The sequence below is a fragment of the Methylotuvimicrobium sp. genome (assembly GCF_050611805.1).
GTDB lineage: Bacteria > Pseudomonadota > Gammaproteobacteria > Methylococcales > Methylomonadaceae > Methylotuvimicrobium.
Genome location: NZ_JBNGHF010000023.1, coordinates 1 through 20735, shown reverse-complemented (window position 1 = coordinate 20735; position 20735 = coordinate 1). Strand labels below are relative to the sequence as shown.

Here is a 20735-nt window from a genome sequence, read left to right as displayed (position 1 = left end):
TCCGGTGCCTTTAACTTAGGGGTTGACTGTTTCCACGACCGTTTTTATTTCCGCTTCATTCAATGCCAGATTAGGTTCGGGCTCAAGTTGTTGCATGTTATGCAAAAACAAGGTTTCGACGGCTTTCACCAGATTGGTTTTGATACTGAACATGTAAGCGCTGTCATTGATCAACGACGAGCCGGTTTCGGCGGTGATTTTATTTTCGCGAATCAATGTCTCGATGCTACGTGTGATCTGTTGGTCGTCGTCCTCGATCTTAGCCTTGAGTGCGTCGAGCGAAACGAAAGGGAGTTCATTGGCCTCGATGTTTTTCATGAATTCATCGATTTGCTTAATCAATAATGCGATTTGATAAGCGATTTTTTGATATTCATCGCGGGCGTAGCGGTAACGCGAAGTCGCGAAATGTAGCCAGTTGTTTTGCAAATGCTTGGTATCTTTGATCGCTTCAACGATATGCCGATTCGCATCGCGCAGCCAATAAAGTTTTGCAGTGGGTTTATGTTCCGGCGAAAAAGAAGCGCGACTGATGAAGGCGATAATGGCACTATAAATACCTTTAATGCGTTTTTCGTAGGCATTTTCGATATCGTATTCGGCCGGATTTTCTTGCTTCATCAATGTTTGAAGTAATTGTTCATTATCCTGAAGATCCCGGCGGTTTAATCCGAAAGTTCTTAGAATGACATAAACGGCATTGTCGTATAGATGCAGCGTCTCCAGTCGTATCGATTCGTTCATGGTTTCAGGAAATTCGACCGCCGAGCTATTTAAATATTTCGGCATGAAAATACTGATTTTTCTTTCCTTGATGAAGCGTTGTAAAAACTCGACCATGTATCCGATAAACGGGAATAATAGCGCGATTCCCGCAAAATTGAATAAGGTATGAAAGATGGCGAGTTTTAATGTGTAGTCGCTGGGGTTTATTCCGATCTTATCGCTAAGCCAATCCACGGACACGACAAAATAAGGAATAAATATAAGCGTGACGATGCCGGTCAAAAAATTGAAAATTAAATGCGCCCAGGCTAAACGTTTGCCGTCGATATTGGCGCCGAGTGCGCCGATAATGGCCGTGATGGTCGTGCCGATGTTAGAGCCGACCGCCAATGCTAAGGCATTCTCATAAGTGATTTGTTGTGCCGCTAGCGCCGTGATAATCAAGACCATCGTAGCATGGCTCGATTGCATGACGACCGTGGCGGCAACGCCGACCGCCGTATAAACTAACAAGCCCTTGATGCCCGGCATCGCGAATTCGACTAGATCGATGGTTTCCTTGATGCGCTCGAAATTATCCTTCATATAGTCGATGCCCAGAAACAGAAAGCCGAGTCCGGTCAGAATGAAACCTATGCCCTTGACTTTTTTCCGGGCTTGAAAAATAAATAATATACCGAAAACCAGTATAGGCAGCGCGTATGCGGCGATATCGACTTTAAGCCCGAAACCGGCAATTAGCCAGGCACCGGTCGAAGTGCCGAGGTTTGCACCGAAGATTATTCCGATGCCCGTGGCCAAATCGAGCAAACCGGCGCTTAGAAAGGATATCGTGATGATCGAAACCAGCGAGCTCGATTGCATCAAGGTTGTGGCGACGATGCCGAAGGTCAAGCTTTTGAGTCGCGTATCGGTGGTTTTTTGCAGAATGCGTTCTAGCGTGCCGCCGGTAAATGCCTTGAAGCCTTGTTCGAGCGACATCATGCCGAACAAAAAAATAGCAACGCCGGCCGCGATGCCTTTAAATTCTTCGCTAAGCCAAAAGCCGATACTCAATAAGGGAATGCCCAGGATCAGGAAAATTTTTTGCATCGTACTTTTGAGATAAGGACTAAAAAACTTTTAAGTAGGCTTAGGAAGTTTCAGTAAAACGCGACGTCTTAATTTTAATAGTTTTGCCATTCTATTGAGCGTGATCATGGCTGCATCAATATTTAGTTTTAGACTATCGGGGGTTGTTTAGGTCCGGTTTTATAGATGCTCACTTGATCGCCGATGTTTAATGTCCCGGTATTGTCATGCAAGGCATTTTGTCCGAAATAAACTTTTTGATTCCATTTGCGGATTCTGCTTAGTGTGAGCAGCGGCTCTTGTCCGGATTCTGCCGTTTCCGGATCGATGGTCGGTACCGAGCAGCGCGCGCAGGGTTTAGGTAATCTGAAGCTGATTTCGCCAATGCTTATCGTTCGCCAGTTGTCTTCGGCGTAGCTATCGCAGCCTGAAAGGACCAAATTAGGCCTAAAACGGGCCATTGGATAATTCAGATTCATGGCGCGGTTGAGTGAGGCCAGAGAGCTTTCCGAAAGAATCAAGAATGGAAAGCCGTCCGAAAAATAAACTTTGTCGTCGGGCCGTGCGTAATTCGGATCAACCGGGCGAATCGTTTTTTCCGCTTGGTAGACCAATTTACAGTCGATATGTAAAAAAGCACTGAGCCATCGGTTTGCTTGTGTTGAAACCTCGTGCGCTAGGCAGCGGTCATGCCATATTTCGCATTCGAGCGATTCACCGTTTGTTGCCTCCAGCGGTAGCACCAAATCGTCCAAACCCGGCGCCGAAAGAGTCAGACAACTTTCGGACAAAGCGGTGCGAATCAATGCCATTTTAGGCAGGCGTCGTTGGGATAAAAATTTTCTGTTTTTATCAACCAACATCCATTGCCTATCATAGCGCAGACCTTTTTCAGTCACAGGCCAGCGGTCGACCGCGATACCCGCCAATGATTTAACCGGATAGATATAAATTTCGCTTAGGAGTGGCGAAGGCATCATTTAGCCAAGCAGTCCTTTCACGACGGTCGATGTCAGGTTGCTCTGAGCGGCTAGACTTTCCACTGGGAATTGATTAATCAAGTTGGCGGTTTGTCTGGCAATCTCGTTGGCCTGTTCCGGTTCGGTGACGGGAGGGGCTGTATTGACGTTTTGCGCTTCACGGTTACGAAACGATTCGGAAAGTTGCAGTGCGTTATCCGATAATTCGAGATTTTGTTCGTCGCTGACAATTGGCGCTCTTGGTGCGGCGACGTCTTGCTTTTGCTCTTCAGTCAGTCTGCGATTTAGCTCCGGCTGAGTGGTATCGTTCGGTACAGTATTGTCGATGCGTGGTGTTATGGCTTGGATTTCCATTTTGGATTCCTCATTCGAAAAGATTCCTGACTAACAAAGTATTCATTGGTACCGATATGGCATCAAATTGCCGGTATCGGGTTGCTCAAGATGTAAAGGTTTCCGGCAATAAACGCCAGTTCAAGGAAAAGCGCGTCATTCAGCTAGGGATTGCCAGAATTCTGTGGCAGGAATGGCAATGCCTAGCTATTAATTTGGCAATAATTTCCTTTGATCGTTCATTTAAGCAGTAAATCCGTTTGAGTTTCAAGTAAATGATCACCAAGATCGTTTTGTCGTTCTTCGAACTTGATACCGTAGTCAAACTTATTGCTGCTGGATTGGCGGACGACTTTGGCTTTCATATTAAATCGTCTGCCGTCTTTGAATTTAAGCGCCACAGTAATTTTTTTATTAATGCTCAGTTTTTCTTTGGCGCTCACGCGTAACCCTTTACTGCTGATGTCTTGAAGTTGGGCCTGTATTTTTTTATCGAGCCCGAGAAGGTTTTTAGTAATCAACACGACTTTAATATCGTTTCTGACATAGCGAACCGATCTACGGCCATTATCTTGAATCGTATCATCGGTATCTAAATCGAAAATATCGCGATGATTTTCTGAAGGGGGATTGATGTCGGCCATGGAGATTACGAAATCAGAGGTAATATTGGGTTATCGAATAATGTGGCGCTATTTTTAAATTATAGTGTGTTTTCGCTTGTATATAGTGGTTAGTTTATTATTGGCGGTGTTGATGCATAAGGAAACCCTGCGCAGTTATGTTTATAATGCTTGATTGAGCAATACCTTAAGCGCTAAGAAATTGTTAACCCAACCTTAACAAATGTATTGCATACGGTCTATATTGTTGAAATTTAAGAATTAAAAAGCATTCCAAAAATAGCTTTGTAGTGCCGTATCATTACTTTTATCATAATATTCAAAAGATTATGCTCGGTAAATGTTAAAGCTGGGTTAAGTTAAACAGAGAATGTTGAATGGATTGGTTCTGTATAGTCTTCATTTTGCTTTCTTTATCTTTATTTCAGCCACAGCAAATGAATGGAGTAGGAAAAATGATCGTCCGATCTTTATTGTTAGGTATTAGTATGCTGTCGTTGACTGTTTTTGTTGCGCAAGCGGAACAAAAACAGGAAATCGAAATTGTTTACTTTACCCAAGAAAAAATAGCCCCGCCGGCCTTGTCGAATCTTGATCCGTTTATTAAAGACAAGGGCGAACTCGGCGCCGAGCTGGCGATCGACGATAACAACACTACGGGGCAGTTTACCGGTCAATTGTATAAACTGAACAAGATTATCGTGCCGATCGACGGCGATGTCGCCCAGGAATTTAACGACAAGATAGCCGGGAAATTCTCCTTTGTTGTCGCCAATTTGCCGGTCGATGATTTGCTGAAAATTATCGATGCGAATCAGCCGGAGCAAACCTTGATTTTCGATACGGGAACGACGGACGACAGTCTGCGGCAGCGTTGCGGCGCTGATGTACTGCATATCTTGCCGAGCCGCGCGATGCGTGCCGATGCTTTGGCTCAATATCTGTTGAAAAAGCGCTGGACCAAGTGGTTTTTGGTGACCGGTGCGAGCGATGAAGATAAATTATTCGCCGCCGCGATCAAGCGATCGGCGAAGCGTTTCGGCATGAAAATTGTCGCCGAGAAAGCCTGGGATCATACCTATGACGCACGACGAACCGCTCAATCGGATGTGCCGGTGTTCACGCAGGACGTTGACTACGATATATTGATCGTTGCCGACGAACAAGGCTTGTTCGGCGAATATCTCGATTACCGGACCTGGATTCCGAGACCGGTTGTCGGAACGCAAGGCTTGATCGCGACTTCATGGCATCGAACGCATGAACAATGGGGCGCGGTGCAAATTCAAAACCGTTTCAAAGAACAAAAGGGCCGCTGGATGGAAGAGGCGGATTACGGCGCTTATCTAGCGATTCGTGCCGTCGGCGAGGCCGCGACCCGGACCCAATCGAGCCAACTAAACGATATTAAGCCTTATTTGTTGAGCGATAAACTCACGTTGCAAGGCTATAAAGGCAGGCCATTGTCGTTCCGGATTTGGAACGGTCAGCTGAGACAGCCACTGTTACTCGCGGCGCCACGTTCCTTGGTCGCGGTTGCCCCGATCGAAGGGTTTTTACACCCGAAAACCGAATTGGATACGCTGGGTTATGATCAACCCGAAACCAAATGTAAGTAAAAGGTAGACACTATGAAAAATATTTTATGGACTCTGGCGCTATGCGCTGCCGTTACGGCTCAAGCCGAAACGGTTTATGTCACACTGGAAAAAGACAATGCCTTGGCCGTCGTCGATCCGATTGCCGGAAAATTAACCAAAACGGTGCCGGTCGGGCAAAGGCCTCGCGGTATTGCCATCAGCCCCGATAATAAGTTCCTATACATAGCGACCAGCGACGATGATACGATTAAAATCATCGATGCCGAAACCCTTGAGGAAGTCGGACGATTGCCGTCTGGCGAAGATCCCGAAACCTTTGCGGTCAGTCCCGACGGCAGCCTTATGTTTGTATCGAACGAGGACGACAGTCAAGTTACCGTGATCGATGTGCAAGAACGCAAGGCGATCAAGGAAATCAAGGTCGGCGTAGAGCCGGAAGGCATCGCGGCCAGTCCCAACGGTCGCTGGGTTATCAGCGCCTCGGAAACGACCAATATGCTGCACTGGATCGATACCGAGAGCCTTGCTATCGTCGATAACACGCTAGTCGACCCGCGCCCTCGGGCGTTGAGTTTTACCGCAGACAGCAAATTCGTTTGGGCGACATCCGAAATGGCCGGGACCTTGACGATACTGGATGCAGAGACTCGACAAATCATCAAGAATATTAAACTGGAAGTTCCGGGAGTGACTTTCGATAAGATTCAGCCGGTCGGCGTTGCGATCGACAAGGACAATCGTTGGGGCTATGTCGCATTGGGGCCGGCGAACCGGGTCGCGGTGATCAACGCCAAGACTTACGAGGTCGAAAAATTTCTACTGGTTGGAGAAAGAGTCTGGAATCTGGCGTTCTCGCCCGATCAAAAACGGCTTTATACGACCAATGGCGTCAGCAATGATATTTCGATCATCGACTTGGCTAGCCATAAAGTCACCAAATCGGTCGGAGTAGGGCGTTATCCCTGGGGAGTGGTCGCGAAGCCATGAATTCGATCGCGCTGTCCGTCGAAGATTTAAGTTTTTCCTACAGCGGCAAGAAAGCGCTGGATAAGGTCGGCTTTTCGATAAATCCCGGTGAATGTACGATTCTGCTCGGACCGAACGGCGCCGGAAAAAGTACCTTGTTTGCGTTAATTACAAGGCTTTACGATACGCGTTCCGGGCGTATCGAATTATCCGGCTTCGATGTCAAGAAACAAACGCGCAAGGCCTTGGCGATGTTGGGCGTGGTTTTTCAGCAAACCACGCTCGATATGGACCTGACGGTGATGCAGAATTTGCGTTACCACACAGCCCTGCATGGCATGAGGCGTAAAGTGGCGAAACAGCGTATACAGGAAGAGCTGGAGCGATTCGATATGTACGATCGCCGTTTCGAAAAAATACGCCAACTCAACGGCGGGCACCGGCGGCGTGTCGAAATTGCCCGGGCGTTGTTGCATAAACCGTCGCTGCTGTTGCTTGACGAACCGACGGTCGGGCTCGATGTGCCGAGCCGCAAGGCGATCGTCGAACACGTTCATCAATTGGTCAAGGACGGACAATTATCGGTGCTGTGGGCGACGCATCTTATCGACGAAATTTATCCGGACGATCATTTGGTCGTGTTGCATCAAGGCCAAGTCAAGGCGAACGGCGCGATTCCCAAAGTTTTACAACAGACCGGCAAAGAGTCGATCGACGAGGCGTTTTTTGCACTGACTCAAGGAGGACGAGCATGAGACTATTGCATTATTGGCGGGCGATGTGGGGCATTATCGGCCGCGAATTGCTGCGCTTCGTCAAGCAGCGCGAACGTTTTATTTCCGCCCTGGTTCGGCCCTTGCTTTGGTTGTTCGTGTTCGCGGCGGGATTTCGCGCGGCGCTCGGCATCGCTATTGCGCCTCCCTACGAAACCTACATTCTTTACGAAGTCTACATTACGCCCGGTCTGATCGGCATGATTCAATTATTCAACGGCATGCAAAGTTCGTTGTCGATGGTTTACGACCGCGAAATGGGCAGCATGCGGATTCTGATGGTCGCGCCGCTGCCGCGTTGGTTTTTGCTGTTTTGTAAGCTGATTGCCGGAACCGCCGTTTCGGTCTTGCAAGTCTATGTCTTTCTCGGCGTTGCCTGGCTGTATGAGATCGAGGCGCCGCTTGAAGGCTATCTGTGGGTATTGCCGGCCTTGTTGTTGTCCGGAATGATGCTTGGCGCATTGGGCTTATTGCTGTCGTCGTTCATCAAACAATTGGAAAACTTTGCCGGCGTGATGAATTTCGTCATTTTTCCGATGTTTTTCATGTCGACTGCGTTGTATCCGCTTTGGAAAATCAAGGAGTCCAGCGAATTGCTGCATGAAATTGCTCGGTACAATCCGTTTTCGCAAGCGGTGGAATTGATTCGTTTTGCGTTGTATAACCAATTCAATCAAGAGGCTTTTATCTACACACTATCGGCCTTTGTCATCTTCATGACGGCGGCCATACTGGGTTATAACCCATCGAAAGGCATGATGACTCGAAAAGGAGGGGGCGCCTAATGCAACACAAAACAATTTTGGTAACCGGCGGTGCCGGTTTCATCGGCGGCAATTTCGTCCGCAGCTTAGTGGGAAAAGGCGCTAGCAAAGTCATCAATCTGGATGCCTTGACCTACGCCGGTAATTTGGAAACCCTGGCGGATTTGGACGGTAACGACAATCACCGTTTCGTACTCGGGTCGATCGGCGACAAAAGCCTGGTCGATTATTTGTTGGCGCGTTATCAACCCGATGCCATCGTCAATTTCGCGGCCGAAAGCCATGTCGATCGATCTATCGACAGCCCCGGTGCGTTTATTCAGACCAATGTGGTCGGCACTTATGGCTTGCTTGAATCGGCCAAGAATTATTGGCGGCAACTCGATAGCGAAGACCGGCAAAATTTTCGGTTTCTCCATGTCTCGACCGATGAAGTTTACGGGTCGCTCGGCGCGGAAGGCAAATTTACCGAGCAAACGCCATATCAACCAAATTCGCCGTATTCGGCGTCGAAGGCTGCGTCCGACCACTTGGTCAGAGCCTATCATCACACATACGATTTTCCGGTATTGACGACCAATTGTTCGAATAACTACGGACCTTATCAATTTCCGGAAAAACTGATTCCGTTGATGATCTTGAACGCGCTTAGCGGAAAGTCATTGCCGATTTACGGGGCCGGATTGAATGTGCGCGACTGGCTGTATGTCGAGGATCATTGCCGCGCGATCGAGACCGTGCTCGAAAAAGGCCGTATCGGAGAGGTATACAATATCGGCGGCAACAATGAAAAAACCAACTTGGAAGTCGTCGAAACGATTTGCGCCGTGCTCGACGAATTAATGCCTGTTTCGAATTTCAGGCCGCATAGAAATTTAATGCAATTCGTTCAAGATCGTCCCGGACATGATCTGCGTTATGCGATCGATGCCTGTAAAATCAAACGCGAATTGGGTTGGGAGCCGCAAGAAACCTTCGAAACCGGTCTGCGAAAAACCGTGCAATGGTATCTCGATAATAAAGCCTGGTGGGCCAATGTATTGGACGGCAGTTACCGGGGCGAGAGACTGGGGTTGCAGAATCTTTGAAATTGCTAAAGTTTAATTGATTGTCCATTTTAAGTAAGTGTCCAAAATTTATATCCCGATTTGGCTAGTATCAGGTAACGCTGGAAGAAGTGTGCGCGGCATGGACGCCACGCCCAAGCCTATAGGGATATATTCACGGCGTCTTCTGGAAGCGTTACCTGATACTGGCCGATAAAACGGGGTAATTATTTTGAAACAATTACTAAGCTCGGAGCACGCCGACACCGCCTATTTTACGAAACGACTCAAGTTTTCTAATCATGAAGCATTACCGAGGAAATAGACATGGATGAACGATTGCCCTCTGTCAGCGTGCAGCGTAATCTCTCTTCCCCTTTTTCGTCATCGACAAGCATGGTCGGGCGCGGATTGGAGGCCATCCGTAATCCTCAAGCCAATGAGCCTGAGGTCAATATGGACGAGCGTTACCGCTTAGCTCGCGATAGTTATAATCGCATTACCGATGATGGCAATGAAATCCGATTTAACTGCGATGCGACGGCTAAAGTCATAAACGGCAATGAAAGCGAATCGCTGCGGCCCTTGTTTTCGATGAGGCAGCAGCTGAAACAAGATTTCTCGACGTTCCAAGAATTAGCCGATCAAGGTTACGGCAAGGCCTATTTACCGCTTGCGAGAATGTATTTGGGCGGACAAGGGATTCCTCGAAATGTCGAAAAAGCCGAATATTATATGCGCATGGCGTTCAACTGGTGTACGGCTCATCAAGCGCTTGCCGATCCGGAAATTTGGATGGATCTGTCAGAAATGTACGGTAATGGTTTTGGCATTGAACAGAATCTGGTTCAGGCATTGTCATGGTGCCGCAAGGCTGCCGAAGCAGGTCTGGCCTGCGCTCAATATAATTTGGGTTTAAAAATAGAATACGGATTAGGTGTCAAGCAGGATGCAATTCAGGCCGTTTTTTGGTACCGAAAGGCGGCCGATCAAGGCTATGCCGGAGCGCAATGCAACCTTGGTTTGAATTACGAATGTGGTTACGGGGTCGAGCAAGACCCAGTGCAAGCCGCATTCTGGTACCGTCGCGCCGCCGAGCAAGGCTACGCTTATGCGCAAATCGAACTGGGGGCGCTCTATGAGTTCGGTGTCGGTGTGGCGCAAGATGGCGAGCAAGCAGCGTTTTGGTATCGAAAAGCGGCCGAGCAAGGTCATCCTTATGCGCAAGATTTTATAGGCGAATTGTATTGGTCCGGCTTTGGCGTGGCGCAAAATTATGAAAAAGCCGTGTTTTGGTATCGACAAGCCGCCGAGCAAGGTGCGCCGAGAGCGCAAGATATGCTGCATCGAGTTTATCCGAACGGTCCGGCGGTTGAAACCGTCGATCAGCAAGCCTTGTATTGGTATCGCAAGATTGCCGGTCGTGGGCATGTGAAAACGCAAGAATTTCTGTCGAAATTCGGTATCAATTGGAAAAATCGATAATGCTACCGGAAGAACAAGAACTCAAGCGTTTGGAGACCGAAGAAGCCGAGCTCGAGGAGCAGGTCGCATCCTCTGAGTTGGCGTTGGAAACGTTAAAAACTGAAATGTCGCAGTTTCATTATCGCTACTACCGTCTGGTGGGGTATTTGTATGTCGAAATGGATGAGTTGGATGCCCGAATTGCATCGGAAGAGGCAGAGCGCTATCCCGACAATATCGAGTTGCAAAAGCAGGCTCATGACGCCGAGCAGCAGGCGAGGCGATCGGCCGAAGAAGCCGGTTTAACCGAAAACCAGGTGCCGCCGGCCAAAATTACGCCGGAAATCAAACAAGCCTACCGTAAAGCGACGAAGCTGATGCACCCCGACCGCGCCACCAACGAGATCGAACGCGAACGTCGCACAATCATGATGGCCCGCGTCAATCGTGCCTACGAGGCCGGCGACTTAGCGGAAATCGAACAATTGATTATCGATTTCGGCGAAGATTCGGAAGCCGTCGAAGGTAGCGATACCGGCGCGCGCTTGGTCAAAGTGATTCGCCGTATCGCACAATTGCGCCGGCGTTTGTCCGAAGCCGAACAGGAGCTCAGCGAACAAAAGCAAACGGAATTATACGAATTGATGAACACGGTCGGCGAAGCCGAAGTGAGCGGTGAAGACCCGCTCGGCGACTTGGCCAGGCAATTGACCCAGCACATCAGCGAGCGCAAGGTGCGTTTGGAATTGCTTTGTCAACCGGCGAATTAAGGATTTCGTGATAAATAACGTCTTGGAACTATGGGCTTTGTTGAGGGTTCGGTAACTCGCTTGGAAGGACGCCGTGAATACGTCCGTGTAGGCTTGACGGCGGCTTTCCGTGCCGCCGACACCTGCCAATCGAGCAACCGAATCCTTCCTAAAATTGGGAAGTAATTTACGACCAAACCCTAAGCTCTAATCGAAGGAGGAGCTGTCATGATCGATTGGAATCAAACTTACGCAGCCATTTGGCGGCGGCGGAAAGAATGTTTGCGACCGGTCAAAAAACTGGATACGATTCGGCTCGATGATTTACTCGGTATCGATCGGCAAAAGCAATGCTTGATCGACAATACCGAGCGCTTTTTAGCCGGAAAGCCAGCCAATAACGCCTTGCTTTGGGGCGCGCGAGGTACCGGTAAATCGTCGTTGATCAAGGCCTTGCTCAATGAATACAAGGATCGGGGTCTGCGGGTCATTGAAGTGGACAAACAAGATTTGATCGATCTGCCCGAAATCGTCGACGACATTCGCGAACAAGAGCAGCGTTTCATCGTCTATTGCGACGACCTTTCCTTCGAAGCCGATAACGGCTTGTATACCGCATTGAAGAGCGTCATGGAAGGTTCCATCGAATTGCCGCCGGAAAATGTATTGCTCTATGCCACATCGAACCGGCGCCATTTGATGCCGGAACAGATGCGCGACAATCTCGACACCCGCTTGGTCGACGGCGAAGTTCATTATTCCGATGCGGTCGAACAAAAAATATCGCTCTCCGACCGCTTCGGTTTGTGGTTGTCGTTTTACCCGCCGCATACCGAAACCTTTCTGGAAATCGTCGATAGTTTGTTTACCGGTTATGACGGCGACCGCGAACAATTGCATCAAGAAGCCCTAGAATTTGCCAAGCTCAGGGCATCGAAAAGCGGTCGAACCGCAAAGCAGTTTTACAATGCCTATAGTTAATGAAACGGCATTCGCCTTAGTTTTCCCGCTTCACGTTCAAACAGCGATACAAAGCTTGTTTTTATACTGATATAAAGCATTCCTAAGTAAAAATTCAGTCTCCCTCTTTCAAAAAGACGACTGCATGGATACTGGAGGTAAGGTAGCCATTGATTAATATTGGAGGGGTATCCATGGTGCGCACGGCGTACACTTCGGAGTTCCAACGATTACGTAATTTTCGCGCAGGATGACCAACAAAGTATCTCAAAGAAATGCGTATAACAGCAAGAGCAGGAGCTTGGGAAATTTAGTTGCTCGGAGATCGGGCCTTAAATTTGATATCTACCCCTCCCTTTTTTTAATAACCGCAAATGTCAAACAACTCATGAGGAAAAAAAATGGCTAGAACTTCTGTATTACCCTATGCTCAGGCTATTGATTGGGAAATTGATATGCCGTTTAAACATCAACGAATTCATGCTGTTGCACTAACTCATGGTGGCGCATGTACCAAAAAATTCAGTCAGGGAAGCGATGAAAAAAACAAAGGTGTAGGGTCAATTTACCATCTGCGGATGAAATCACCGGGCGTAAAATGGAGCGGTGTCTGTAAGGCTCTATGTATGTTTTGGATTGCGTTCCATGCTAATGACGAGGACTTTTGGGGATGGCTATTTGGCCCAAATGGTGATGTCGATGTTGAGGTTGCCGGGTTTATTTGCGATCTACATGGTTCTTATAGCAGTAGACTCGACCACGGTGATGTTCCTACTCGAGAGATTTCAGGTCTATCCAAAGTTGAATTTATGCGAAAGCAATTGGCTAAGGCAGGTGTAATTCCACGTACTACTGCGACAGGCGGAAGTCTTTCAACCAACCAGCAAGCATTAACCAGTGGCACAAGTCTTGGTCGTGGACGAGAAATTGCTGCTGTGTTGGCTCCTGATTACAAGATGGGAGGCGCGATGTATAAGCAGTTAAGTTTTTCCAGTGCAGGTGGGGCTCATGCAACAGCTGCCTGGGTTGCCCAAGACGTATGTTTTTTTGACCCTAATTATGGCGAATACTGGTTTGAAACTGTAGTCGATTTCCGTAGATGGTTTGAGCTATTCTGGGTTTATAGCGGATACGGTAGCAAGTATGACAAAAACTTTACGATTCATTGTTTCGGTACAAAAGCATAAAAGGTCCTGGTTAGAAGAAAGGGGGGCTTTAATTTACAATCATTAAATTGAAAACCGGAACAGGTGTTTATGTGTTTAGATAATTGGGGTAAGTGAAAAAAATGCCTAACTGATCCTCCGTAACAGGTGCGCCCTTACTTTATGCCTATGGTAGATCAAAATTCGCCACCGGGGTGCCCGTCAAAGGACGACATGAACCCAGCCCTAAATTATCCAAGACAATTAACCATGGCCAATGGGCTATGGAATTTAGGTGCTGGGTGAATACATCTATGTAGGCTCTATGCCAGCTCCATGCCAGTCGCCCACCTAGCGTTAGGTGAGCGACAGAGCTCCCCGGCGCCTTCTAAAGCTTCGCCGAAATTGGAAGTGCGAAAGGTATATAATGAATGAAATTTTTTTGGTAAGTAGCTATGACCGATGATGAATTGCGGGAAATTGTTGCTAATTTAGCGCTGTCCCAAGCCAAAACGGATGCTCAGCTGGCTAAGACGGATGCGCAGCTGGCTAAGACAGATGCGCTGTTGGCAAAAACAGATGCTAAATTGAGCAAACTGGCCGATATGTATGGGGGAGTCGGCAATAATCAAGGCAAAGTTGCAGAAGAGTTTTATTATAATTCGCTAAAGCACAAGCTGGAACTCAACGGTATTCAGTTTGATTTTATTGAGAAGAATGTCACGCGAAGCAAAGGCGATATTGAAGAAGAATACGACTTATTGCTGGTCAATGGTAAAGACGTATTTATTGTGGAAGTTAAATATCGCTTACATCCTAAAGATATAGCGTGTTTATTAGGCCGTAAACGAGCTAATTTTATAAAATTATTTCCTGAATACCGGGACTACAAAATTCATTTAGCATTAGCGAGTTTTGCCGTGGAAGAAGATGTTAAGCGAATGGCTTTAGAACAAGGCATTACCGTATTACAGCGTCGGGGTAATATCGTAGAAACATTGGCAGCATAAAAGCAGGAGGCGCTGCTGGGGCAATGTTGTTGACCAAGTATTAAAGCGGCCCTTTTCTTTATCGCTAGGTCGTTTTTATGCGGTTATACCCATCGCAGATCAAAATTCGGCACCAGGTTGTCCGTCAAAGGACGCCGTGAATACATCCCTGTAGGCTCTATGCCAGCTCCATGCTGGCCCCTCACCTAGCGTTAGGTGAGGGGCCGCACACCCTGGCGCCTCCTCAGGCACTGCCGAAATTTGAAGTGCGAAAGGTATACCCAAGCTCCAGCTTGAGTAAGGAATATGCACAAAATAACTTTTACAATTAGTAGACTTTGCGGTGGTTCGGTGACTCGGTTGACAGGACGCCGTGAACCCAGCACCTAAATTATCCAAGATAGTTAAACATAGCCAATGGACTATGGAATTTAGGTGCTGGGTGAATACTTCCATGTAGGCTTGACGACGGCTATCCCTGCCGCCGACAACTGTCAATCGAGCCACCGAAGCCCCTTCCAACAGTTGTCTAAGTTTTTCATGCTCGTTCCTAACCTGTTCAGCAAGCTCTAATTTCCCGACAATCAAGAAAAATTGAACAAGCGAGTCAGGGTTGATTGAAAATGTACGGATGTTGTGTCGGTCACAGGAAGCTGGAGCTTCCGGGGTTTCTTTCCCAAGATGGAGCTTGGGAAAGAGCGACTATTAACGCGAAGATAGCCTTTAGAAATCGCTATTTCTCATGCTCGTGCACAAACCCAAACATCGACTCGGACCGCGCCGGCTTTTTTTAACGCTCGCGCCAGTTCGGAAACGGTCGTGCCGGTGGTCATCACGTCATCGACGATTGCAATATGATCGAATCTTAGCGGTCCGTTGACGGTAAATGCGTTTTTCATGTTTTTACGCCGTTCTTTGGCCGGCAAGTCGATTTGGTGTGGCGTGTTGCGACTGCGAATGCAACAGTCGAGATCAATTGGTATCGCTAGTTCACGGCTTAGTGTGCGAGCAATTTCGATCGACTGATTAAAGCCGCGTTCCCGGTAACGGCGAGGGTGCAACGGTACCGGTACCAGGCAGTCCGGCATTTCAGCGGATATTTTCAAGTAGTCCGCCATCAACAATCCTAGCAGCCGCGCATTTTTGAATTGGCGGCGGAATTTCAATCCTGAGATTAAAAAACGGATAGCACTTTGATGTTTAAAAGGCGCATGTGTTTCGTCGAAGTCGGGCATGCGTCTTTGACAATCGCCGCACAATACCGGCCCGGTTGGCGCGTGCTCGAAAGGGATGCCGCAGCGGTAACAGCAATACGGGTTAGTGATCAATAGCTCCGCGCAAGGCCCGCAAATATCCCTCGAAGCCTGTCCCGGATTGCCGCATAAAATGCAGGTGGGCGGCAATAAGTAATTCTGTATAATATCGAGCCAGTTGTTTACCATTTTAAAGTTGTCAGGTTGACAAGCAGTGTGTCATTGAAAAAGATCGGTACCGGGTGCAGCTCGAATCCGACAAAAGCCTGATCGATATCGCTCAATTTTTATAATCCGGAGATTAACAGAATGTCAGCAAACCCAGCAATAAGCACGATTCGCCATGACTGGCGCCCTGAGGAGGTCCAAGCCTTATTCGCACTGCCTTTCAACGATTTGATATTTCGCGCCCAATCGATTCATCGCGAACATTTCGATCCGAACGAAATTCAGATTAGCAGCTTATTGAGTATTAAAACCGGATCGTGTTCGGAAGATTGCGCTTATTGCCCGCAAAGCGCCCGTTATGATGCGGATTTGCAGCCGGAAGCGTTAATGCCGGTCGATGACGTGTTGAAGGCGGCGCGGCGCGCGAAAGACGAAGGCGCTTCTCGGTTTTGCATGGGCGCAGCCTGGCGTCAGCCGAAAGACAAAGATGTCGCGCGTGTTGTCGAAATGATTCAAGGCGTTAAAGCGTTGGGCATGGAAACCTGTGTGACCTTGGGTATGTTGACCGACACTCAAACCGCGACGCTCAAGGAAGCCGGGCTCGATTATTACAATCATAATCTCGATACTTCTGAAGACTATTATTCGGAAATCATCACGACCCGTAGCTATCAAGATCGTCTCGATACCTTAGCGAGGGTTCGGGATGCCGGTATCAATGTCTGTTGCGGCGGTATTGTCGGCATGGGCGAGAGCGAACAGGACAGAGCGAAACTGTTGATCGAATTGGCTAATTTACCGAAGCATCCGGAAAGCGTGCCGATCAACATGCTGGTTCAGGTCGAGGGTACACCGCTGAACGGTACCGAAAAATTGGATCCTATCGTATTCATTAGAACGATCGCGGTCGCACGTATCCTAATGCCGACTTCCCGCGTGCGTTTGTCGGCCGGCCGTAATGCTATGAGCGACGAAATGCAGGCTCTATGTTTTCTCGCCGGCGCCAATTCGATTTTCTACGGTGAAAAACTGTTAACGACCGACAATCCGATGACCAATCAAGATCTAGCGTTATTCGAACGCTTGGGCGTGCGTTCCGGCGGGTCTTGCCACGTTCAATGATCGGTATTGATTCCGGGCTGGAGGCCGAGCTCGAGCGCCTGGCGCGAGAAGATTTATACCGATCGCGCCGAGTCGTCGAATCCGCTCAAGGCGTCGAATTGCAGTGCGGCGGACGAAAGCTGATCAATTTTTGCAGCAACGATTATCTCGGCTTGGCTAATCATCCGTCGGTCGTCAAGGCTTTTCAAGACGGTGCCGATCGTTACGGCGTCGGCAGCGGCTCCGCGCATTTGATTTGCGGACATAGCCGTGCCCATCATGCCTTGGAAGAAGAGCTTGCGGAGTTTACCGGCCGCGATCGTGCGCTGTTGTTTTCGACCGGGTACATGGCCAATATCGGCGCGATATCGGCGCTGACGGGCAAGGGGGATACGGTTTTCGAAGACCGCTTGAATCATGCCTCGTTACTGGACGGCGGTTTGTTATCGGGCGCGCGCTTCAAACGTTACCGACATGCCGATACGGACGGGTTGCTTGACAGTTTGAGTAGAGCCGAAGGGCGGACGATGATCGTGACTGACGGCGTGTTCAGCATGGATGGAGATTTTGCGCCGCTCGATGTGTTGTCGAAAGTCGCAAATGAACAGGATGCTTGGTTGATGGTCGACGATGCGCACGGTTTGGGCGTGATTGGCGACAAAGGACGGGGAATCGTCGAGCATTTCGGCTTGACGCAACAGCAAGTGCCGATATTAGTCGGAACGCTCGGCAAGGCTTTCGGTACTTTCGGCGCCTTTGTCGCCGGCTCCGAAACGCTGATCGAGACCTTGATTCAAAAGGCTCGAACCTATATCTACACGACCGCATTGCCGCCCGCCGTCGCTGTAGCAACCCGTGCGGCTTTGAACGTTGTTATCGAAGAACAGTGGCGCCGGGAGAAATTAAACGATTTGGTGCGGCGATTTCGCCGAGGCGCCGAACAGCTCGGTTTTCCGTTGATGCCGTCGAATTCGCCGATTCAGCCTATCCTAATCGGCGATAGTTGCAGCGCTGTCGAAATCGGCAAGTGTTTGCTCGATGACGGTTTTTGGGTCGGCGCAATTCGACCGCCTACCGTTCCGCAAGGCAGCGCTCGACTACGCGTGACTATTTCAACGCTCCACGAAGCGCAGCAAATCGATCGTTTGCTCGAATCCTTGGCAAAATCTATATCGCAATGACTATTCATTATCAAATTTACGGCGAAGGCGAGCCAGTCGTCTTGGTTCATGGTTGGGCGATGCATTCAGGCATTTGGCGCGATTTTGCCGAGCAATTGGCACAAACCCGTCGCGTCGTTTGCGTCGATTTGCCGGGGCACGGCTTAAGCGCCGAAATGCCCGAGTTTACGCTTGAGTCGGTATGCGAGCAGTTGAGCCGAATCGTCGACAGTAAAGCTTGTTGGATCGGTTGGTCATTGGGCGGGTCGGTGGCTTTGGCAATGGCTAAGTTCTTTCCGGACGCCGTCTCGTCGGTCGTTCTGCTGGCCAGCAATCCTTGTTTTGTCGAAAACGCGGATTGGCCGGGTATGCCGGAAAATCAGCTCGATCTATTCGCCGAGAATCTTTGTGTCGATTGCGAGTCGACGCTGTTACGCTTCTTATCACTGCAAATCAACGGGTTACCTGAGTTTAAGAAATTGTCTAAAAAACTTTCCGCAGCGCTTCGCGAATCCCGCATGCCGACGGCAAAAACGCTGCAGGACGGCTTGGCCGTTTTAAAGCAGGCCGACTTAAGGCCGGCGCTTGCCGAGCTTCGCTTACCGGTCGCGGCGATGTTGGGCGAAAAAGATACTTTGGTTCCGGTTAGGATCGGTGAAGCAATGCAGGCAATTAACCCGGACCTGCATTTGAGCGTGATTAAAAATGCCGGGCATGTGCCGTTTTTATCGCATCGCCCGGAATTGATCGAGAGTCTTAACGAGTTTTTGGCACAACCATGAGCGGGGTATTTGAACTGGATAAAACCAAGCTCAGAGAATCGTTCGGATCGGCGAGTTTGTCTTATGATCGTGTTGCCGGTTTGCAAAGAACGGTTGGCTTAAATCTATTACAAAGAGTGGAACCGGCACGATTGACAGGCACAGTTGTCGATTTGGGCTGCGGTACTGGTTTTTTGACTAAAGCGTTGCTCGATGTCGAAAATATCGAGCGAATTGTTGCGCTCGACATTGCTTTGCCGATGCTGCATGCGGCAAGGCAAAAGCTCGGCGATACAGGCCGTTTGCATTATATTTGCGGCGATGCGGAGAGCCCGCCGTTAAATACGAGCGCGGTCGATACGGTGGTTTCCAATCTTGCCTTGCAATGGTGCCGCGATTTAACGGCGGTTTTCTGCGGTCTGCATCGTATTCTCAAGGCCGATGGCGAATTGGTGTTTTCGACTTTCGGCCCGCAAACGCTCCGCGAGTTAAAAAGGGCATGGGCCGAAGTCGACGACTATCATCATGTCAACGAGTTTTACCGCGAAACTGAAATCAGGCGTTGCCTGGCCGACGCCGGGTTTAAGGAAATAGCGGTGCAATCCGAAATCTGTCGACCGGTTTACGGTTCCGTATTGGATTTAATGAAAGAGCTTAAATCGATGGGTGCGCATAATGTGTCTTCCGGACGCAATAAAAGGCTAACGACAAAACAGGAAATGACAAGCATGATCGAAGCTTATCCGCTTAATGATGCCAATATTGAGGCGACATTTGAGGTTTTTATCGTTTCGGCGAGAGTAGAAAACAATGACTAAAGGGCTATTTATAACCGGCACAGATACTGGTGTCGGAAAAACCTGGGCGACGGTCGCGTTGATGCGTCATTTTAAAAATCAAGGGCATACGGTTATCGGCATGAAGCCGGTCGCCTCGGGTTGTCTCGAAATCGACGGCAAACTGAGAAACGAAGATGCGCTGCTATTACAGCAAAACGCCTCGATACCGGTGCAATACGAATGGGTTAATCCTTACGCCTATCGCATGCCGGTTTCGCCGCATTTGGCTGGAGTAGAGCATCCGCCGGTTTTGGATGATATATGTTCGATTTTTCAAACGTTGCAACAAAATGCCGATATCGTTTTGGTCGAAGGCGTCGGCGGTTGGCAGGTTCCGTTGAATGCCGATTCCGATGTCTCCGATTTGGCGCGCGTACTGGGCTTGCCGATCATCATGGTGGTTGCGATAAGACTAGGTTGTATCAATCATGCAAGATTAACTTATGAGTCGATTGTGCGGTCCGGTCAAGCTTGCGTCGGTTGGATAGCCGTTTGCTCCGATAACAACATGCTGTTGCGCGAGGAAAATATCGCCACGATTCAGGCAATGATCGACACACCTTTGCTAGGAGTATTTCCTTTTATGCCCGAACCCGACTTCGATGAGCTGTCGGCGGCATTCGTGAAAACCTTATAAAAAATATTGAAATTAATTTCCAAATAAACCATAATTCTTTTGCGGTTATTTCGGCATGCAAAATAGTTTGCAATGCAAGGGGAGGGCGAAAGCGCCGCATTCTCATAATTCAAAGCCTTGACGAGTGAAAAGGCTCAAACAAGGCAATCAACACAGGAGAGGAAATTATGGCTTTAATCACTTGGACGGCCGATCAATTCGGCACCAATGTCGGTTTTGCCGACGATGAACATAAAGTTTTGTTCGACAAACTCAATAAACTTTACGATTTAGCGACAGGCGGTGCTGAAAGATCCGCAATCGGCGCGCAACTCGATGATTTGATTGCCTATGTCGTAGGGCATTTCGCGCATGAAGAAAAGGAAATGGAAGCGGCCGGTTTTGGCGGTTTGGCGGCACATAAGGCCGAACATGAGGCCTTAGTAGGGACTTGCGCCGATCTACAAAAAAAATTCCATGCCGGCGAAGCCGATGTAACCGATGAAGTGGGGCAAATGGTTAAGAGTTGGTTGGAAAGTCACATTCCGACTTTCGATAGAGGCTATGCCGCCGTTTTGAGTTAATTGATCACGCTCTTTCCCAAGCTCCAGCTTGGGAAAGACACCCCGGAAGCTCCCCCTTCGACA

The 20735-nt window shown here is 48.8% G+C and carries 21 protein-coding genes; 16 read left to right on the top strand and 5 right to left on the bottom strand.

Annotation, left to right across the window (positions count from 1 at the left end):
- Positions 1-15: 15 nt before the first annotated feature.
- From ACRJJO_RS12600 to ACRJJO_RS12585, 4 genes are all read right to left on the bottom strand, one after another.
- On the bottom strand, positions 16-1818 hold the full coding sequence (locus ACRJJO_RS12600; RefSeq protein WP_431066072.1) for a Na/Pi cotransporter family protein: 1803 nt from the start codon (positions 1816-1818) through the stop codon (positions 16-18).
- A gap of 128 nt (positions 1819-1946) precedes the next feature.
- Positions 1947-2774 carry an MOSC domain-containing protein gene (locus tag ACRJJO_RS12595; protein WP_431066071.1) on the bottom strand — a complete coding sequence of 276 codons (828 nt, stop codon included), beginning with the start codon at positions 2772-2774 and terminating at the stop codon, positions 1947-1949.
- A 3-nt stretch (positions 2775-2777) separates the two neighbouring features.
- Positions 2778-3131 (bottom strand): hypothetical protein, encoded by a 354-nt coding sequence (locus ACRJJO_RS12590; RefSeq protein ID WP_431066070.1) that lies wholly within the window; start codon positions 3129-3131, stop codon positions 2778-2780.
- 218 nt (positions 3132-3349) lie between these two features.
- A complete protein-coding gene (locus ACRJJO_RS12585; protein WP_431066069.1) occupies positions 3350-3754 on the bottom strand; it encodes a PilZ domain-containing protein in 405 nt (134 codons plus the stop codon).
- A 434-nt stretch (positions 3755-4188) separates the two neighbouring features.
- Here ACRJJO_RS12585 and ACRJJO_RS12580 point away from each other — a divergent pair, with 434 nt between their 5' ends.
- The 10 genes from ACRJJO_RS12580 to ACRJJO_RS12535 all read left to right on the top strand — a co-directional run bounded on the left by ACRJJO_RS12580 (position 4189) and on the right by ACRJJO_RS12535 (position 14211).
- A complete protein-coding gene (locus tag ACRJJO_RS12580; RefSeq protein WP_431066068.1) occupies positions 4189-5352 on the top strand; it encodes an ABC transporter substrate-binding protein in 1164 nt (387 codons plus the stop codon).
- 12 nt (positions 5353-5364) lie between these two features.
- Positions 5365-6321 (top strand): PQQ-dependent catabolism-associated beta-propeller protein, encoded by a 957-nt coding sequence (locus ACRJJO_RS12575; RefSeq protein ID WP_431066067.1) that lies wholly within the window; start codon positions 5365-5367, stop codon positions 6319-6321.
- The gene (locus tag ACRJJO_RS12570; protein ID WP_431066066.1) at positions 6318-7055 is read left to right on the top strand and encodes an ABC transporter ATP-binding protein; all 738 of its coding nucleotides are present in this window, start codon (positions 6318-6320) and stop codon (positions 7053-7055) included. Before ACRJJO_RS12575 ends, ACRJJO_RS12570 begins: the two co-directional genes overlap by 4 nt.
- On the top strand, positions 7052-7858 hold the full coding sequence (locus ACRJJO_RS12565; protein ID WP_431066065.1) for an ABC transporter permease: 807 nt from the start codon (positions 7052-7054) through the stop codon (positions 7856-7858). The genes ACRJJO_RS12570 and ACRJJO_RS12565 overlap by 4 nt, the downstream gene beginning before the upstream one ends.
- Positions 7858-8925, top strand: a complete 1068-nt coding sequence (gene rfbB / locus ACRJJO_RS12560) for a dTDP-glucose 4,6-dehydratase (RefSeq protein ID WP_431066064.1) — start codon at positions 7858-7860, stop codon at positions 8923-8925. The genes ACRJJO_RS12565 and rfbB overlap by 1 nt, the downstream gene beginning before the upstream one ends.
- 285 nt (positions 8926-9210) lie before the next feature.
- Positions 9211-10368: a tetratricopeptide repeat protein gene (locus tag ACRJJO_RS12555; RefSeq protein ID WP_431066063.1), complete on the top strand. Its 1158-nt coding sequence runs from the start codon at positions 9211-9213 to the stop codon at positions 10366-10368.
- Positions 10368-11117, top strand: a complete 750-nt coding sequence (locus ACRJJO_RS12550) for a J domain-containing protein (protein ID WP_431066062.1) — start codon at positions 10368-10370, stop codon at positions 11115-11117. The genes ACRJJO_RS12555 and ACRJJO_RS12550 overlap by 1 nt, the downstream gene beginning before the upstream one ends.
- A gap of 207 nt (positions 11118-11324) precedes the next feature.
- Positions 11325-12077 (top strand): ATP-binding protein, encoded by a 753-nt coding sequence (locus ACRJJO_RS12545; protein ID WP_431066061.1) that lies wholly within the window; start codon positions 11325-11327, stop codon positions 12075-12077.
- A 380-nt stretch (positions 12078-12457) separates the two neighbouring features.
- On the top strand, positions 12458-13243 hold the full coding sequence (locus ACRJJO_RS12540) for a YopT-type cysteine protease domain-containing protein (protein WP_431066060.1): 786 nt from the start codon (positions 12458-12460) through the stop codon (positions 13241-13243).
- A gap of 413 nt (positions 13244-13656) precedes the next feature.
- Positions 13657-14211, top strand: coding sequence for a hypothetical protein (locus tag ACRJJO_RS12535; RefSeq protein WP_431066059.1), 555 nt, complete (start codon positions 13657-13659; stop codon positions 14209-14211).
- 719 nt (positions 14212-14930) lie between these two features.
- Here ACRJJO_RS12535 and ACRJJO_RS12530 read toward each other — a convergent pair.
- Positions 14931-15632 carry a ComF family protein gene (locus ACRJJO_RS12530; protein WP_431066058.1) on the bottom strand — a complete coding sequence of 234 codons (702 nt, stop codon included), beginning with the start codon at positions 15630-15632 and terminating at the stop codon, positions 14931-14933.
- Positions 15633-15752: 120 nt separating this feature from the next.
- Here ACRJJO_RS12530 and bioB point away from each other — a divergent pair, with 120 nt between their 5' ends.
- From bioB to ACRJJO_RS12500, 6 genes are all read left to right on the top strand, one after another.
- Complete coding sequence (gene bioB / locus ACRJJO_RS12525; RefSeq protein WP_404360651.1) at positions 15753-16733, top strand: biotin synthase BioB; 981 nt, start codon at positions 15753-15755, stop codon at positions 16731-16733.
- A complete protein-coding gene (gene bioF / locus ACRJJO_RS12520) occupies positions 16730-17893 on the top strand; it encodes an 8-amino-7-oxononanoate synthase (RefSeq protein WP_431066057.1) in 1164 nt (387 codons plus the stop codon). The genes bioB and bioF overlap by 4 nt, the downstream gene beginning before the upstream one ends.
- On the top strand, positions 17890-18654 hold the full coding sequence (gene bioH, locus ACRJJO_RS12515) for a pimeloyl-ACP methyl ester esterase BioH (RefSeq protein WP_431066056.1): 765 nt from the start codon (positions 17890-17892) through the stop codon (positions 18652-18654). Before bioF ends, bioH begins: the two co-directional genes overlap by 4 nt.
- Positions 18651-19451, top strand: coding sequence for a malonyl-ACP O-methyltransferase BioC (bioC, locus tag ACRJJO_RS12510; RefSeq protein WP_431066055.1), 801 nt, complete (start codon positions 18651-18653; stop codon positions 19449-19451). The genes bioH and bioC overlap by 4 nt, the downstream gene beginning before the upstream one ends.
- On the top strand, positions 19444-20109 hold the full coding sequence (gene bioD / locus ACRJJO_RS12505) for a dethiobiotin synthase (RefSeq protein WP_431066054.1): 666 nt from the start codon (positions 19444-19446) through the stop codon (positions 20107-20109). The genes bioC and bioD overlap by 8 nt, the downstream gene beginning before the upstream one ends.
- Before the next feature lie 167 nt (positions 20110-20276).
- Positions 20277-20672 carry a bacteriohemerythrin gene (locus ACRJJO_RS12500; RefSeq protein ID WP_431066053.1) on the top strand — a complete coding sequence of 132 codons (396 nt, stop codon included), beginning with the start codon at positions 20277-20279 and terminating at the stop codon, positions 20670-20672.
- Positions 20673-20735: the final 63 nt, after the last annotated feature.

Coding starts and splice junctions, on each gene's coding strand:
- ACRJJO_RS12600 (WP_431066072.1), bottom strand. CDS start 1,818: ATGCAAAAAATTTTCCTGATCCTGGGCATTCCCTTATTGAGTATCGGC.
- ACRJJO_RS12595 (WP_431066071.1), bottom strand. CDS start 2,774: ATGCCTTCGCCACTCCTAAGCGAAATTTATATCTATCCGGTTAAATCA.
- ACRJJO_RS12590 (WP_431066070.1), bottom strand. CDS start 3,131: ATGGAAATCCAAGCCATAACACCACGCATCGACAATACTGTACCGAAC.
- ACRJJO_RS12585 (WP_431066069.1), bottom strand. CDS start 3,754: ATGGCCGACATCAATCCCCCTTCAGAAAATCATCGCGATATTTTCGAT.
- ACRJJO_RS12580 (WP_431066068.1), top strand. CDS start 4,189: ATGATCGTCCGATCTTTATTGTTAGGTATTAGTATGCTGTCGTTGACT.
- ACRJJO_RS12575 (WP_431066067.1), top strand. CDS start 5,365: ATGAAAAATATTTTATGGACTCTGGCGCTATGCGCTGCCGTTACGGCT.
- ACRJJO_RS12570 (WP_431066066.1), top strand. CDS start 6,318: ATGAATTCGATCGCGCTGTCCGTCGAAGATTTAAGTTTTTCCTACAGC.
- ACRJJO_RS12565 (WP_431066065.1), top strand. CDS start 7,052: ATGAGACTATTGCATTATTGGCGGGCGATGTGGGGCATTATCGGCCGC.
- rfbB (WP_431066064.1), top strand. CDS start 7,858: ATGCAACACAAAACAATTTTGGTAACCGGCGGTGCCGGTTTCATCGGC.
- ACRJJO_RS12555 (WP_431066063.1), top strand. CDS start 9,211: ATGGATGAACGATTGCCCTCTGTCAGCGTGCAGCGTAATCTCTCTTCC.
- ACRJJO_RS12550 (WP_431066062.1), top strand. CDS start 10,368: ATGCTACCGGAAGAACAAGAACTCAAGCGTTTGGAGACCGAAGAAGCC.
- ACRJJO_RS12545 (WP_431066061.1), top strand. CDS start 11,325: ATGATCGATTGGAATCAAACTTACGCAGCCATTTGGCGGCGGCGGAAA.
- ACRJJO_RS12540 (WP_431066060.1), top strand. CDS start 12,458: ATGGCTAGAACTTCTGTATTACCCTATGCTCAGGCTATTGATTGGGAA.
- ACRJJO_RS12535 (WP_431066059.1), top strand. CDS start 13,657: ATGACCGATGATGAATTGCGGGAAATTGTTGCTAATTTAGCGCTGTCC.
- ACRJJO_RS12530 (WP_431066058.1), bottom strand. CDS start 15,632: ATGGTAAACAACTGGCTCGATATTATACAGAATTACTTATTGCCGCCC.
- bioB (WP_404360651.1), top strand. CDS start 15,753: ATGTCAGCAAACCCAGCAATAAGCACGATTCGCCATGACTGGCGCCCT.
- bioF (WP_431066057.1), top strand. CDS start 16,730: ATGATCGGTATTGATTCCGGGCTGGAGGCCGAGCTCGAGCGCCTGGCG.
- bioH (WP_431066056.1), top strand. CDS start 17,890: ATGACTATTCATTATCAAATTTACGGCGAAGGCGAGCCAGTCGTCTTG.
- bioC (WP_431066055.1), top strand. CDS start 18,651: ATGAGCGGGGTATTTGAACTGGATAAAACCAAGCTCAGAGAATCGTTC.
- bioD (WP_431066054.1), top strand. CDS start 19,444: ATGACTAAAGGGCTATTTATAACCGGCACAGATACTGGTGTCGGAAAA.
- ACRJJO_RS12500 (WP_431066053.1), top strand. CDS start 20,277: ATGGCTTTAATCACTTGGACGGCCGATCAATTCGGCACCAATGTCGGT.